Below are 15,383 nucleotides of genomic sequence, written 5' to 3'. Positions count from 1 at the left end.
AAAAATATGGTTCTAATTACTCTTGCTGTATTCTAGGCAAAAATGCATGTAACTAACAATTGCTTTTATTGATATTTGTTATATATAGGGCTGTTAATTTAATAAAAATTGAATATTTGCCTAAATAGGGCTTTTAAATGAAAAAGACTCCTATTTAGGAGTCTTTTTCTTATTCATGATGATTTCAAATTAAGCTTCTAACGCATCTTTTAAAGCATAAATTTGTTGGAGTGCTTCTCGTGGTGAAAGACTGTCCACATCTAAAGCTCTTAACAGATTCAGCGCGAGTATATCTTTTTCCACTTCAATAATACGTTCAATCACTTCAATGGATGACTCATCTGCCACACTGAATAAATCATTTTGCACCGCTTTATTCAGTTGATGGTGTTGCTGTTTCTCTAAAATTTTTAAACGATTTTGGGCCTCTTTAATCACGCTGGCAGGAATACCTGCTAATTTTGCCACTTGCAGACCATGACTTTGACTGGCTGGCCCATGCTGAACCTTGTGCAACAAAATTAAATTGCCATTTAATTCTTTGGCGGTGACATGGTAGTTATCGATGCCGGATTCTTTGCCAAGTTCCGTGAGTTCAAAATAATGGGTCGCAAATAAGCACAGACATTTAATCCGTTTGCTTAAGTCAATTACACAAGCCCAAGCCAATGATAAGCCATCATAGGTGCTGGTACCACGTCCGACTTCATCCATCAGTACCAAAGACTGGTTGGTGGCATGATGCAGAATTTGTGAAGTTTCCGTCATCTCCACCATAAAGGTCGATTTGCCGGTGGATAAGTCATCCGCTGAACCAATACGGGTAAAGACCCGATCAATTGGACCCAGTACTGCGGATTTGGCAGGGACATAGCATCCACAATAGGCCAATAAACTGATCAGGGCAGTTTGACGCATGAAGGTCGATTTACCGCCCATATTTGGTCCTGTCACAATGGCCATGCGGTGGTTAAAATCTAGAGTGGTATCGTTGGGAGTAAAAGCTGTTTTACTTAAGGCTTCAACTACAGGATGGCGACCAGCTATAATTTTTACCCCAATTTCAGGGCTAAATTCTGGACGCGACCAGTTGCGTAAACGCGCCTGATGGGCAAAATTGGCCAGCATGTCAATCTGTGCAATAGCACTGCTCATCATTTGTAAATTGCCGATATCTTGACGTAATTCATCCAGCAGCATTTCAAACAGCATTTTTTCACGTGCCAGTGCCCGCGATTCACTGGACAGTACTTTATCTTCAAAAGACTTGAGTTCTGGCGTGATATAACGCTCTGCATTTTTTAAGGTCTGGCGACGAATATAATGATCCGGTGCCTGCTCAGCTTGCGCGCGTGTCAGTTCAATGTAGTAGCCACTGACACGGTTATAACCAATTTTCAGGGTGGAAACCCCGGTATTTTTACGTTCTTGGATTTCCAGATCAATCAGGAACTGGCCGGCATGATCACGAATTTTACGCAGTTTATCCAGTTCACTGTCAAAACCTTCTGCAATGACATTACCATCACGAAGTAATACCGGAGGATGTTCAGCAATGGCAGACATCAGGCGTTGGTATAGCCCTTTAAAATCACCTAATTCATTATCTAACTGTTGAATTAAGGTGGATTGCTGGGCTTGAGTAATGGGCTGAATGGCATGGCGTAATAAAGGTATTTGCGCACAGGCTTGGCGCAGTTGGACTAAATCACGTGGACGCGCGCTGCCTAAAGCAATTCGACTCAGCACGCGTTCAATATCACTGATGTCTTTCAATACCAAGCGAATCGGTGATTCGTGATAGCCATTCAGCATCGCTGCGGTGGCATCAAGCCGGGCATCGAGTAATTTGGTATCACGCAGCGGCTGCATTAAGGTACGGCTGAGTAAACGCCCACCCATCGCTGTTTGACAGTCATTGATCAGTTGAAACAGCGATGTTCCATGATCAAACAAGGGTTCAACTAATTCTAAATTGCGACGCGTGACTGGATCTAAGGCAATAAAGTCACTGCTTTGTTCCAGTTGAATGGAACGGATATGCGGTAAAGCTGTTTTTTGGGTTTCTTTGGCATAGTGAATCAGTGCGGCTGCAGAGGCTTTTGCCAGTGGCAAATGATCAATACCGAAACCTGACAGTGTCGAAACGGCTAACTGGTCACATAAGGTTTTTTGCGCATTATTGACATTGAAATCGACATTTGGACGCTTGGTGACAGGGCACTCGAGTTGCTTTTTAATTTGTTCAATAATATTGGGATCAACAATATCTTCATCTACCAGAATTTCGCTTGGCATTAAGCGAGAAAGCTCAATCGCCAGTTGCTCGTGTTGAAATTCTTGCTGTTGAACCTTGAAAATACCGGCACTTAAGTCTAACAGCGCAATACCAATTTGATTCTGGTGTATGCAAAGCGCGACTAAATTTGAAGATTGATGACTGTTAAGCAGCGCATCATCGGTCAGTGTGCCAGGCGTAATAATTCGGACCACACCGCGTTCCATAGGTGCCTTACCGCGAGTGCCTGCGCTTTCGCCTTCACCCAGCTGTTCGCAAATGACCACGGTTTCGCCCTTCTTGACCAAACGTGCCAAATAACCTTCAGCTGCATGGTAGGGTACACCCGCCATAGGAATGGGTTCGCCATTGGCTTTGCCACGATGGGTTAAGGTAATACCCAGTAATTTTGCCGCTTTATGCGCATCATCAAAAAACAGTTCATAAAAATCACCCATACGGTAAAACATGAGTGAATGTGGATGCTGCATTTTGACGTTCATGTACTGTTGCATCATTGGCGTTAAATTGGAAAAATCAGCCATGATTTCCGGGTAACTCATTGAGGTAAAATCCTTAAATATTTGAATAAATCTAGATCACTAAAAACTTGGCTGCCTCACCAATTTCAATTTTTTGCATGAAGATAAGTTAATTTACCAGTAACACATTCTGCTTATATTTTTTGATTTTCTGGCACATCATGTCGATCAAAAAACTTCACTTCATGCGAGTGGCTTATCTTAGCAAATTTGCAAGAGTAGAGAAAAATGCTTTGCAATAAATAGGTAAAAATGAGGAACGGTTTTTTATTTTTCTATGAAGAGGGTAAGACGAGAAGATAGCTGTAGTAAAGATCAATAAGCTAGATCTGAACTATTTTAATGGTGCGTGGAAATAGCCTAAGAAAATATCTTCACATTAAATTTAATAGAAAATCAGTCGACAATGCTTTATCTAGATTATCGACTGAGATTGATCAACCTTAGCCCTTAAGGTTTATGTAGACCTAATTGGATGAGATGGAGGCGCAATATGCGACGTAATTCTAAAATGGCTTCAGGTGTTTCTTGAATAGAATGTCCACCTTTAATGATCTTTTCAGAAACAGCTCCATCTAAGTGAGCACTTTGGTAGGTAACGACATCATCGCTAATGATATTCAGATCATCACTGTCGGTGATGTTGCCCATAATAGAATGGAAGATGAGACCTTTACGTGGGTTAATGTCTTTGGTCAGTTCCATAAATTTTGACTGATGGCTTAAGTCACTTGGACCATTTTGAATAAGACCATGATCAATCTGGGTTAAGAGTTCTTTAAGGTCAAGATCCTGGGTTTGTACACTGTCACTGAGGGCAGACAGGAATGCACCCGGTAGACGAATAACTTTACGTGCTGCCTTGGTAAACCAGCGATCGGCATAATCAGTTCCTTTATGCGGGGTGGCCAGAAATATCGCACGACTGAAATTAGGAATATCTTTAATGACGAGGCGTTGTGAGACAATCGGTAATTTTTGATATTTATTCAATTGGCGATTGCTCATCATGCCCAAAGCTTTTTTGGTCACATCTGCATCACTCACCAACAGGCGGGCAATAATACCGCCCATGCTATGTCCAATCAGCACGGCATCTTTTTTGGCAGGTGCTTTGGAATCAATTTGTGCAAAAGCTTGGCTAAGCAGGGCATAGATTTGAAAGCGGCTTTCAATAATTGGCATATTGGTTGAATAAAACACTTGCCAGACTTGAAAATTCTCACGCAGTACCGTGTCACCCATCATGTCATTGGTCAGTCGAATCCATGCTTCAGGACTACTCGCTAGACCATGCACCAAAACAATGACTTTTTTATTCGGGTTATAAGGTTCGAGCATATATAAATGCGGCATGGTGAGATGATCATCACGATTAATCAGGGTCAAATAGGCGGCTTTACCCAGATTGTTTTGTGCCAGCCATAAACCATAGGGAGTCGAAAAGTTAGCAGCAAGCGGATAGGTTTTTCCTGCCAGATCAACTTTTTCATACTTGTATGGGTCAAAAGCTTTTAATTCAAACTCTGAGTTATTTAAAATATCCTCAATGGTTGTCGCAACTTTTGGCTGAGCGGTAAGAGTGGCTGCCAAATAGCGCGCTTGATGAATATTTGGATTGATGCCATTTTTGTAGCTAAAACTCATCGGGTCGATAATGTATTTATTTTTACCCTCGCCGATATCATCCTTAACTTGTGGTAAAACCACGACAAATTCTGAACCAAAACCATCACGGCGGTTAATCGAACGTAATCCTGAAAAATTCAGGTTATAACTTGAAAGCAGTTGCTCAATTTTCTGTTCTTTAAGTTGCGGATAATGATCAAAGTTAATGTTGTAGATGCTGTTGCCGACTTTAATCCGTTTTTCGACTTCCGTGGGTTTGTAACGTAGGCCGTAAGCAGACACCAATTTAGCCAGGGCCAAGTTATAGAAGTCACGAATTTGAACCTGTCTGTTATCAAAAATGCGGTCTTGAGGGCCACGTTTCGTTTTAAACATGTAGGCATAACTGTATCGAATACTTTTATCCAGCATGTAGAGCTGCTGGTCTAAACATTTATCATAATTGACTTGATGGAGCTGCTGTTTTTCTTGTGATTTGCTGCTACTCAATATTCCGACTTTACAATCACTTGAATTTTCAAATGTTAAGGCTTTGGCTAAATAAACTTCACTGGCTGTAGACAATAATTGTTCGTCTTGAACTTGGGGGATTTGTTGTAGTTCTTTGACGCATTGTTCGGGTTCATCCGAGCAGATTTTCGCTTCACGGCCCGTCATTGAAAGTACATTTAGGCTGGCTTCACTCAATTTGTTGCGGGTGAGTATGCTTTCACGTTCATTGGCGATGGTGACATTGATGGCTTGATTTTTAACACTTACAATTTGACATCCTGTCAGCAGATAACTACTGAATAGCGTTGCAAATAAAACTTTGTATATCTGTTTTGGCATCATAATAGTCTGCAATAAGGATTTGTTTGAATTTTTATTCATCATACGACAATTTTTCTAATTATCAATTCACCCAAATAAAAATAGACCGTACTGGACGGCCTATTTAAATCAATAATTAAAAATTAAGACGCTTTAGGTGGAGTAAGGATTTGCCATACATTCCAGCGACCTTGCTTTTCAATTTCAGCAATTAAACGGTCAGCCACTTCAGCTTCTTGCGGATATTTTATCTTGTAATTTTTCAAAATTTGAAGCGCATTTTTCTTTTGTTCCATGGCAATGTAGTTATTTGCCGCAGATAGATAGGCTTCTTGAACACCCGCTTGCATCGCTTTATCTAAATAAGGAATCGCTTCACGCTGACCACCACCTTCAGATAAACCAAAACCAAACCAGAAGTTTGCTTCGGCATCTTCTTTGTTAATTTTTAAAATACGCTGTGCATAAGTTAAAGATTTAGTGGTATAGACCGAACCCAAGTCCAGGTTACGGGCCATGACGCTGGCTTTAAATGCACGAATCAGTACATCAAAAGATGCATTATCTCTAGCTGCCAAGATATCAAGCTGCTGAGTCAATTCTTTTAACTTCGCTTCAAAACCTTTACGTTCTTGACGGTCAGTAAAACGAGGCGGGTAATGACGTGCTTTACCTTCAACCAGTTGCAAGAAGTCATCAATTTCAGTGACATCCATTTCATTTTCGCCCGCCAGTACCGCAAATTTCAAATTACGTTGATTGCTGTTCACGGTTGGAACGATCAGTTTGTTTACATCTAAAGTCACTTTCTTGGAAGGATCGCTTTGCAGATTGACTTCCATTTTAGTGACAGGCTGCGCTGCAGCTTGTTTTAATGCGATTTCAAAGGGAGGTGGAGCATCGTAGTTAAACGGATTTAGCGCATAGAATGGTGGAGTCACATCAGGTTCTGTGAAAATAATCGGACTAATCGGCTTTTCATCTTTTTTAGGTGTCGTACTACACGCGGATAATAAAGATACAGCAATTAATGTGCATGCCAACGGCTTAAGGGTCATATTGGGTCATCCATTCATTTAGTTTTAAAATTGATCAGAGTTTGCTGCTATATCATTATGAAACAGTCGTTTAGAATGACTAAATATCCTGCTCCATGTTATATGAGCTAAAAGTATGCACCGTCGCAAACATAGATGAAGTGTCAACAAACCCATCTTGCATGTTGGTCAGTCTAAAAAAACTATCACGAACATGCAAGTTAGCGCTTGTTAATCTTTGAGATAAGCACTTCAGGCTTTGGATTGACTACTTTGCGCTTCACATTCACGGCGCACATCTTCAATAATTTTAAGCTCTTCCACACTAAAGGGCTGTTCGTCTTGTTGCTTTTTAAATGAAGGATCAAGTAAAGATAAACGCTGACATAAACTATTCATGCGTTTCTCATTATGCTGAATTCGATCCAGCAAAACCCGCATACCGTCTAAAATTGGATCTGACTGATCCTGTGTCGCCGCATACGGCTGGAAACCGATACTTTGCGCATAATCACGGCGACGTGCTTCTTCCGCATCTTTGGGCTTGTCTTTGGTGATAAAGCGCGCCGGATTACCCACAGCTGTAGTATCTGGTGGAACTTCTTTGGTCACAACCGCATTGGAGCCGACTTTGGAGTTTTTACCCACGGTAAAGGGTCCAAGAATTTTTGCCCCAGCACCTACTACCACGCCATCTTCCAAGGTGGGATGACGTTTGCCTTTGTTCCAGGTGGTTCCGCCGAGTGTTACGCCGTGATAAAGCGTGACATCATCCCCAATTTCGGCAGTTTCACCAATCACTACACCCATGCCATGATCGATAAAGAAACGACGACCAATTTTTGCCCCCGGGTGAATTTCAATACCTGTGGCAAAACGGCTAAAAGAAGACAACAGGCGGGCAGAGCCTTTACACTCTTTTTGCCAAAGTTCATGGGCAATACGGTGCATAATCAGCGCATGTATGCCGGGATAGGTGGTGAGAACTTCTAAGGTGTTTCGAGCTGCAGGATCGCGCGCGAATACAGCCTGTATGTCTTCTTTAAGCTGTTTAAGCATTAGGTTGATCCTCTGAAGAATCTGTTGTTTTATCCGTAGATTTTTTCCATTTACCGCTATTCATCGCTTGTACACGAGTAAATATGCCACGAAGTAAATGATATTCCATACGGTCTAATTGTATACGTCCAAAGAGACGACGCAAGCGTAAAGGCAATAAACGTGGATTTTTTGGATCCATAAACTCAATTTCTGCTAACATTTTTTCAATATGTGGATAGAACTGTTCCATTTGTTCATGCGTGACCAGAGGTTCATCCCATTGCATGTCAATTTCATCAGTCACATGCATCATAGCTTCGGGATTTTCTTTCTGCTCAGTCAATGCGATTGCTGCCATACGCATTTCATAGCAAATCACCTGAATGGCTTGGGCAACATTAAGTACGCCATAATCGTTATTGACCGGAATGGTGACGTGATAATTGGCCATCGCCAATTCTTCATTGGTCAAACCACGGTCTTCACGACCAAATACAATTGCAATTTCCTGTTGATCTTTGACCACGGCATTCAGCGATTTTTCCGCGGCAGGACGGGCATTCAGTAAAGGCCACGGAATGGTACGGCTACGTGCACTGGTGCCAAAAACCAGATGACAGTCTTTAATTGCGTCTTCTAAAGTAGGCACAATTTCAATCTGCTCGATCAAATCGACAGCGCCCGCCGCCAAAGCATTGATATCTGGATGCGGATAGGTTTTAGGTTCAACCAGTACCAGCTTGGATAAACCCATGGTTTTCATTGCACGTAAGGCACTACCGATATTCGCAGGTAAGGTAGTATTGACCATGACAATACGCACATGGGAGAGATGTGCTGAAACAACAGCATTGTCAACTTGACTCATAATGTGTCCGATTTGAATTTAAATATTTAAAAACTAAGAATATTGGTTGGCTTCAGCCTGATACATATCCATCGCATCATCCATGCTGACATTGGCAGGTGGCGGTGCAATATAGGCGGGTTTACTATGATGCGCGGCCTTGGCAGCTTTAGATTTCACTTGATATTCAATGTGAATGACATCTTTACCAAAATAATCGCGCAATCTCACCAGCAGTTCATCCTGCGGTGCAACTTTCCAATTCAATCCCAAGTGAACTTCCGCAGAAGCATAGGGATAATCAATTTGTAATTGCATTGGAATATGATTGCACATATCGACATTACAAAACGGAAGCAGAATCTTTTGTAAATCCTGACTCAATGTTTTGCTCAGATGTTCGTTATTCAATTTAATCTGGATGCTATTGGCACGTTTCTGACGAATTTCATTCAGACTGAATGCCTTAGTTAAACGTCCCATTGGACGGTCATAACCTTCACGTTCATAGATTTCGCCTTCAATTACCACCACACGGTCGGCCTGAATGACATCTTTAAAACGCTGGAAACGTTCATGATTAGCAGAGACTTCAATACGTGCCGTACCATCATCCAGAGTCACCATCATCCTGTTGGGGAAGTTGGCAACATCCACCACCAAGCCGGCAAATACCGTGGTGATACCGCGACGTGTCGGGGTTAATTCATTAATTCGTACAGGAATAAATGATTTTAACTCTGGACGATAAACATCGATTGGATGTCCGGTAAGATATAGGCCAAGCGTGTCTTTTTCACCTTTTAAACGAACTTCATCTGACCATGGTTTTACCGGTTTGGATGGTTTACGTTGAACTTCTTCAACTTCACCAAACAAATCCATAATTCCGGTTTCGCGATTGGAGCGTGCTTGGTCAGCCGCTTGAACCGCTTCTGGCAATTGCGCCATAATGCTGGCACGATCAATACCCAAACAGTCTAAAGCACCGGAACGGATGAGCGCTTCCAAAGTTCGTTTATTGATTTTTTTCAAATCAATACGGTGGCAAAAATCGAATAAATCTTTATAAGGACCATCCTGTAAACGTGAGTCAAGCACCGATTGCATGGCTGCTTCACCCACACCTTTAATTGCACCCAAACCATAAACAATAGTTTTTTCATCGCTGGCATGAAACTTGTAAAAAGACATGTTAATCGATGGCGGAAATACTTCTAAGCCATTAATCCGGCAGTCATCAATCAAAAATACAATACTGTCGGTATTCTGCATTTCCGAGGTGAGTACCGCTGCCATAAATTCAGACGGATAATAGGCTTTTAACCATGCTGTTTGGTAGGCAATTAAGGCGTAAGCTGCCGCATGCGATTTGTTAAAACCGTAACCAGCAAACTTTTCCATATAGTCAAAAATATGGTTGGCTGTCGCTTCATCAATGTCTTTTTTTGCAGCACCTTCAATAAAAATTTGACGCTGTTTGACCATTTCTTCAGGTTTCTTTTTACCCATGGCGCGACGCAGCATGTCCGCGCCACCGAGGGTGTAGCCGGCACAGTACTGTGCTGCCTGCATTACCTGTTCCTGATACACCATGATCCCGTAAGTCGGCTCAAGTACGCCTTCCAATAATGGATGCAGATATTCAAACTCGCCACCATGCATACGGTGGATAAAGTCAGGAATAAGATCCATAGGACCTGGACGGTACAACGATACGAAAGCGATAATTTCTTCGAACTTGCTTGGACGCGCCTCTTTCAGCATTTTTTTCATGCCGACGGATTCAAACTGGAATACCGCAGTGGTATTGGCATCCGCAAAAATCGAATAGGCTTTGGCATCGTCTAGCGGAATGTGCGCAATATCAACGGTTTTTCCCGGCCCAACGCGTTTATTAATATTTTGAATTGCATCTTCAATTACGGTCAGGTTACGCAGACCCAAGAAGTCGAACTTGACCAGACCGGCTGATTCAACATCGTCTTTATCGAATTGTGCGACGCGGTTGGTACCATCCGCATCGCACATTACAGCTGAATAATCGGTAATTTTACCGGGTGCAATCACCACACCACCGGCATGTTTACCTGTATTACGGGTAATGCCTTCGAGTTTGAGTGCCATTTCCCAGATTTCAGCCGCATCATCATTGTCTGGGTTGGATGGATTGGTGACAATATCTTTAAGCTGCGGTTCCATGTCGATGGCAGCACGAAGGTCTACACCTAAGGGCTTGGTCGGGATCAACTTCGAGATACGATCTGCAAGACCGTAGGATTTGCCCAGTACACGCGCAACATCACGGATGGCACCTTTTGCCGCCATGGTTCCGAAAGTGGCAATCTGTGATACAGCATCACGACCATAATGACGGGCCACATAACCAATCACCCGGTCACGACCTGCAATACAGAAGTCGATGTCAAAGTCGGGCATCGAGACACGTTCAGGGTTCAAGAACCGTTCGAACAGCAGGTCATAACGTAGCGGATCGAGATCGGTAATTTTTAGGCTGTAGGCCACCAGCGAACCGGCACCTGAACCACGTCCCGGACCGACGGGTACGCCATTGTTTTTCGACCACTGAATGAAGTCCATTACGATCAGGAAGTAGCCGGGAAATCCCATGTTCAGGATCGTCCCAATTTCGTAGGCTAGACGTTCATCATAAACCTTGCGAATTTCAGGCCAGTCTTCATCACGTTTTTCAACTGGATAAAGGAATTTTAAGCGTTCTTCCAAGCCTTGTTTAGAAATATGCTCAAAGAAGGTATCAATGGTATGACCTTCGGGAACTGGAAAGTCGGGAAGATCATTGAAGCCTAAACGCAAGCTGACATTACAGCGTTTGGCAATGTGATAAGTGTTTTCAATCGCTGTAGGAATGTCTGAAAACAGTTCAGTCATTTCCTCGGCAGTTTTAAAATATTGTTCAGGCGTGTAAGAACGTGGGCGACGGTTATCACCAAGCACATAACCATCGGCAATACAAACACGGGCTTCATGTGCCTCAAAGTCGCTTGCTGCAATAAAGTGCACATCATTATGTGCCACAACACCAATATTGTATTTTTGAGCCAGCTTAACCGCACCTGCTATGAAACTTTCTTCATCGGGTCGGTCGGTACGGGTGAGGGCTAAATAAACCCGATTACCAAATTTTTCAATCCATTCTTCTAATAGCGCTTCAGCTTTTTGCGGATTCGATGAGTTAAGCATCTTGCCGACATCACTATGCATGCCTAATAGCACGATGATGTCTTCGTTTTGTTCAAGCACCCATTCTTTTTTTACGCAAGGAATATCAAGCTGTTGACCTTCAATAAAGCCACGCGAAATAATTTCGGTCAGGCTGCGCCAACCTTTATTGGTCATGGAAAGCAGGGTTGCTTTATGGTCTGCATCATTCAGGCGAATGACACCGCCCAAAATCGGTTTGATGCCGTTATCCAGACATTTTTTATAAAATTTAACTGCGGCATGCAAGTTGGACAGGTCTGTTAATGCCAAAGCTGGCATTGCATCATTCACTGCAGCTTTCATAAGATCAGGGATACGTACGATCGATTCCGTAATTGAAAATTCTGTATGTATACCAAGATGAACAAAGTGCATAAATGAGTCCCTGCAAAAACTGACGGCTATTTTAGCATGCTCTGAATATGGGAATGGCTTAATATTTACCAAATTCGATGTAGATTTTTGATCATATTATTGGCTATAGCCAATGTTTTTATTGATAAAGTCGGAAATCGCATCATTTTTAATCAGAATATTTTTGCCAAATTAAAACCCTCAAGATGAGGGTTTTAAAGATTTGATCTGAGCAATATTTATCTTAACTTGGCCAGCCATTCACCCAAGGTCTGAACAATTTGCACCAACAGCAACAGCACAATCACGGTTAAGATCACCACGCTGGTATCAAAACGTTGGTAGCCATACGAAATTGCCAAATCACCAATACCGCCGGCACCGACTGCACCGGCCATTGCGGTTGCACCAATTAAACTGATGGTCGCAGTGGTTAAATTAAGAATCAGTGAACTGCGTGATTCAGGCAAAATGAACTTGAAAATAATCTGTAATGGGGTGGCACCCATCGCTTGAGCAGACTCCACAATCCCTTCATTGACTTCTAGCAATGAAGTTTCAATTAGACGTCCCATATACGGGCCAATATAGATGGTCAGTGGAACAATCGCTGCCCAGGTACCAATTGACGTACCGACTAAAAACTTAGTTAAGGGAATAACCGCAATCAGCAAGATAATAAATGGAAGTGAACGCAGGGCATTCACAATCGGGTTGAGAATATGATAAACCGCACGGTTGGGAAGAATGCCCTCAGGACGAGTAACTAATAAGATAATCCCCTGAATAAAGCCCCAGATTCCGCCAAACAGCATGGCAAAGAACACCATGTGAAAGGTTTCTTGTAATGCCGTGACAAATTGGTCAATCGACAGCGAGCTTTGCCAAAACGACGCAGTCAGTTCAGTGAGCCATTGTACGATTAAATCTCTCATACCTGATCTCCTGAATGCTCAACTTTTACGCCATTTTGTTCTAAAAATTCAATTGCTTGCTGAATAATTTCCGGATCACCTAACAATTGAATAAACATTTGTCCAATCACGGTGCCATTAATTTCGGTCATATTGGCAAACAAGATATTTAAACTGATATCAAATTTCTTAATGACTGCCTGTACCACAGTCTCTTGAGCGGATTTGCCTAAAAACTGCAGGCAATAAATGCTGTTATGATTCTGGTTTTCGAGATTCTTTAAGATATTGACCGGTAACTGTTGTTGAAGCACCGTTTGAATAAAGTTTTTCGTGGTGGGATGCTGCGGCTGACTAAATATTTCCAGAGTAGTACCGGTTTCAATCACTTTGCCTTGTTCCATTACCGCGACATAATCACAAACCGTCTCAATCACATCCATTTCATGGGTCACCATGACAATGGTGATGTTCTGTTCTTGATTAATCTTCTTAAGCAAAGCCAAAACAGATTTGGTGGTTTGTGGATCCAGCGCAGAAGTCGCTTCATCACAGAGTAAAATTTTAGGATGATTAGCGAGCGCGCGGGCAATACCGACCCGTTGTTTTTGACCACCCGAAAGTTCATCGGGGAAAGCATCTTTTTTATGCTTAAGATCAATAAACTCAAGTAATTCGTTTAAGCGCTTTTCACGCTCAACTTTGCTGATACCCAAAAGTTTCAGTGGCATTTCAATATTTGCTGCGACAGTTTTGGTTTGCAACAAATTGAAGTGCTGAAAGATCATACCGATATTTGCACGTTCTTGACGTAATGAGCGTGCATCCAAAGCGGTAAAGTCTTTTTGATTAATCATTACCTGACCTTCATTCGGTCGTTCTAATAAATTAATCAAACGAATTAAGGTGCTTTTACCTGCGCCACTATAACCAATAATGCCAAAAATACTGCCTGCTGGAATTTCCAAATTAATTTGGTCCAGGGCACGTATGGTTTGACCTTTGAGCTGATAGTGCTTTGAAATGTTTTTAAATTCAATCATATCGTCAGAAACTAAGCAGAAAATAAAAAACAGGCAAAATGACTTTGCCTGTTTGGTTTGGATGATTATATTACTATTTTGTTTCAGTTAAATAACTAATTGGTTTATTTACATCCACCTTAGTACCGCCAAAGTGTTCTTGCACGTATTTGTTCACAGCTTCGGTATGATACAACGCGCCTACTTTTTGTAGTAGAGGATCATCTTTACGAGATTCAGCAGTCGCTAAAATGTTTACATTTAACTTGGTGCTTTGGTCTACTGGCTCATAGTAGATCGAGTCTTTCAGTACGTTCAAGCCACCTTCAAGCGCTAGGGTATTGCCTAAAACAATCGCATCTACTTCATCTTTTACGCGAACAGCTGTTGCCATTTGAATCGGTTTGATTACGATTTTTTTAGCATTTTCAGTAATGTCGTTTGGTGTGCCTGTTGCAGGATTAAAGTCAGCTTTAAGTTTTAACAGACCTGCAGATTGAAGCAGGAGCAGGGCACGTGCTTCATTGGCTGCATCGTTTGGAATAGCAATGGTTGCACCATTGGCAAATTCTTCAACTTTTTTTACTTTGCTCGAGTAAATACCCATTGGCTCAAGGTAAGTGGTAGATACCGGTGCAATCTTGTCTTTATTCGATGCATTGAATGCCACCAAATAAGCATATGACTGGAATGCATTGATATCGACTTCTTTGTTGGCTACCGCAGTATTCATGGCAACATAGTCAGTGAAGTTTTTCACTTCAAGTTTAATACCGGCTTGCTTGGTTTCCGGTAATGTTGCAATAAAACGCCAGATATCTGCATCTGAACCAGTCGATGCCATTACAACAGTCTGTTCTTTTGCTGTATCACTTTTTGCTGCGTCAGTTGCAGGCGTTTCTGGTTTAGAGCAGCCTGCCAAGCCAACGGTTAGGCCTAAAACAAGTCCAAGGAGCTTTTTCATGTAATTCATCCCAAGTAAATTTAATTTTGGCTTTAAATTTACGCATAATTTATTAGAGAGATTTAAGTCGAAATCGAAATCAGTATAGAACGAAGGCGTGATTATAGTCATCATGTCCAAACGTTTCTCTGATAGATGTGCAGCACTATATAATTTACAAATTAGGCTATGCAATCAGCAATCTGCCGAATAGTGATTTAAAACGATGATAAATTCTTTAAATCATTGTATTCATTAATGAGATTTCGTTTCTACTCAATCAAAATTTATCTCATCATAGCAATAAATCTATATGCATAATAGTGATTATAAATCAAACAATTAGCTTTGTTTTTCATAAAAAAACAGTGATTTTAATAAAATAACTCATAAAACAATAGATTAAGTTTATTGAAATTAATAAAACGGTTTATTTGATGTGTTTAGCTTCTATATAAGTTTTTTGAAAATATAAAGATGAAAACTGGATAAGTGAAAATTTTAAACTTCCCTGTTTTATCTTAATGCTCTAGTTCTTTGTTCTTAGTGTTTTTATGAAGTTTTGATGGAGGAATTAAGGATGAAACTACATAGTGAGTTTGTTCATAAAGAAATAATAGAAAGGAGAGAAGAAACAAGTTTTTATACACAATATTGTTTCAAAGAGTTGGTGAATTATTCAAGAAATAAATGCCTTGAGAAATCAGCGAAAACTTAAAA

At 41.4% G+C, this 15,383-nt stretch carries 9 protein-coding genes; all 9 read right to left on the bottom strand.

Translation table 11 applies throughout. The features are described from left to right. Window positions 1-189: 189 nt before the first annotated feature. The 9 genes from mutS to E0H80_RS00095 all read right to left on the bottom strand — a co-directional run bounded on the left by mutS (window position 190) and on the right by E0H80_RS00095 (window position 14,684). Window positions 190-2,841, bottom strand: a complete 2,652-nt coding sequence (gene mutS, locus E0H80_RS00135; RefSeq protein WP_131362123.1) for a DNA mismatch repair protein MutS — start codon at window positions 2,839-2,841, stop codon at window positions 190-192. A 429-nt stretch (window positions 2,842-3,270) separates the two neighbouring features. Continuing rightward, window positions 3,271-5,283, bottom strand: coding sequence for an esterase/lipase family protein (locus E0H80_RS00130; RefSeq protein WP_416224564.1), 2,013 nt, complete (start codon window positions 5,281-5,283; stop codon window positions 3,271-3,273). A gap of 122 nt (window positions 5,284-5,405) precedes the next feature. After that, window positions 5,406-6,320: an ABUW_2363 family tetratricopeptide repeat lipoprotein gene (locus tag E0H80_RS00125; RefSeq protein WP_131362119.1), complete on the bottom strand. Its 915-nt coding sequence runs from the start codon at window positions 6,318-6,320 to the stop codon at window positions 5,406-5,408. Window positions 6,321-6,551: 231 nt separating this feature from the next. Continuing rightward, window positions 6,552-7,358, bottom strand: coding sequence for a serine O-acetyltransferase (cysE, locus tag E0H80_RS00120; protein WP_067865476.1), 807 nt, complete (start codon window positions 7,356-7,358; stop codon window positions 6,552-6,554). Continuing rightward, window positions 7,351-8,208: an RNA methyltransferase gene (locus E0H80_RS00115; protein WP_131362117.1), complete on the bottom strand. Its 858-nt coding sequence runs from the start codon at window positions 8,206-8,208 to the stop codon at window positions 7,351-7,353. Before E0H80_RS00115 ends, cysE begins: the two co-directional genes overlap by 8 nt. 33 nt (window positions 8,209-8,241) lie before the next feature. Then, window positions 8,242-11,805, bottom strand: coding sequence for a DNA polymerase III subunit alpha (gene dnaE / locus E0H80_RS00110; protein WP_131362115.1), 3,564 nt, complete (start codon window positions 11,803-11,805; stop codon window positions 8,242-8,244). Between the two features lie 218 nt (window positions 11,806-12,023). Then, window positions 12,024-12,719 carry a methionine ABC transporter permease gene (locus tag E0H80_RS00105; protein ID WP_067865486.1) on the bottom strand — a complete coding sequence of 232 codons (696 nt, stop codon included), beginning with the start codon at window positions 12,717-12,719 and terminating at the stop codon, window positions 12,024-12,026. Further along, window positions 12,716-13,741 carry a methionine ABC transporter ATP-binding protein gene (locus tag E0H80_RS00100; RefSeq protein ID WP_131362113.1) on the bottom strand — a complete coding sequence of 342 codons (1,026 nt, stop codon included), beginning with the start codon at window positions 13,739-13,741 and terminating at the stop codon, window positions 12,716-12,718. Before E0H80_RS00100 ends, E0H80_RS00105 begins: the two co-directional genes overlap by 4 nt. Window positions 13,742-13,814: 73 nt before the next feature. Further along, on the bottom strand, window positions 13,815-14,684 hold the full coding sequence (locus E0H80_RS00095) for a MetQ/NlpA family ABC transporter substrate-binding protein (RefSeq protein ID WP_131362111.1): 870 nt from the start codon (window positions 14,682-14,684) through the stop codon (window positions 13,815-13,817). Window positions 14,685-15,383 lie beyond the last annotated feature (699 nt).

This window comes from Acinetobacter sp. ANC 4779 (assembly GCF_004331055.1).
GTDB lineage: Bacteria > Pseudomonadota > Gammaproteobacteria > Pseudomonadales > Moraxellaceae > Acinetobacter.
This window is presented reverse-complemented; position numbering and strand designations above follow the sequence as displayed.

What these genes read in the sequence shown, in the direction of transcription:
- mutS (WP_131362123.1), bottom strand. Translation starts at nt 2,841, where the DNA reads ATGAGTTACCCGGAAATCATGGCTGATTTTTCCAATTTAACGCCAATG.
- E0H80_RS00130 (WP_416224564.1), bottom strand. Translation starts at nt 5,283, where the DNA reads ATGATGCCAAAACAGATATACAAAGTTTTATTTGCAACGCTATTCAGT.
- E0H80_RS00125 (WP_131362119.1), bottom strand. Translation starts at nt 6,320, where the DNA reads ATGACCCTTAAGCCGTTGGCATGCACATTAATTGCTGTATCTTTATTA.
- cysE (WP_067865476.1), bottom strand. Translation starts at nt 7,358, where the DNA reads ATGCTTAAACAGCTTAAAGAAGACATACAGGCTGTATTCGCGCGCGAT.
- E0H80_RS00115 (WP_131362117.1), bottom strand. Translation starts at nt 8,208, where the DNA reads ATGAGTCAAGTTGACAATGCTGTTGTTTCAGCACATCTCTCCCATGTG.
- dnaE (WP_131362115.1), bottom strand. Translation starts at nt 11,805, where the DNA reads ATGCACTTTGTTCATCTTGGTATACATACAGAATTTTCAATTACGGAA.
- E0H80_RS00105 (WP_067865486.1), bottom strand. Translation starts at nt 12,719, where the DNA reads ATGAGAGATTTAATCGTACAATGGCTCACTGAACTGACTGCGTCGTTT.
- E0H80_RS00100 (WP_131362113.1), bottom strand. Translation starts at nt 13,741, where the DNA reads ATGATTGAATTTAAAAACATTTCAAAGCACTATCAGCTCAAAGGTCAA.
- E0H80_RS00095 (WP_131362111.1), bottom strand. Translation starts at nt 14,684, where the DNA reads ATGAAAAAGCTCCTTGGACTTGTTTTAGGCCTAACCGTTGGCTTGGCA.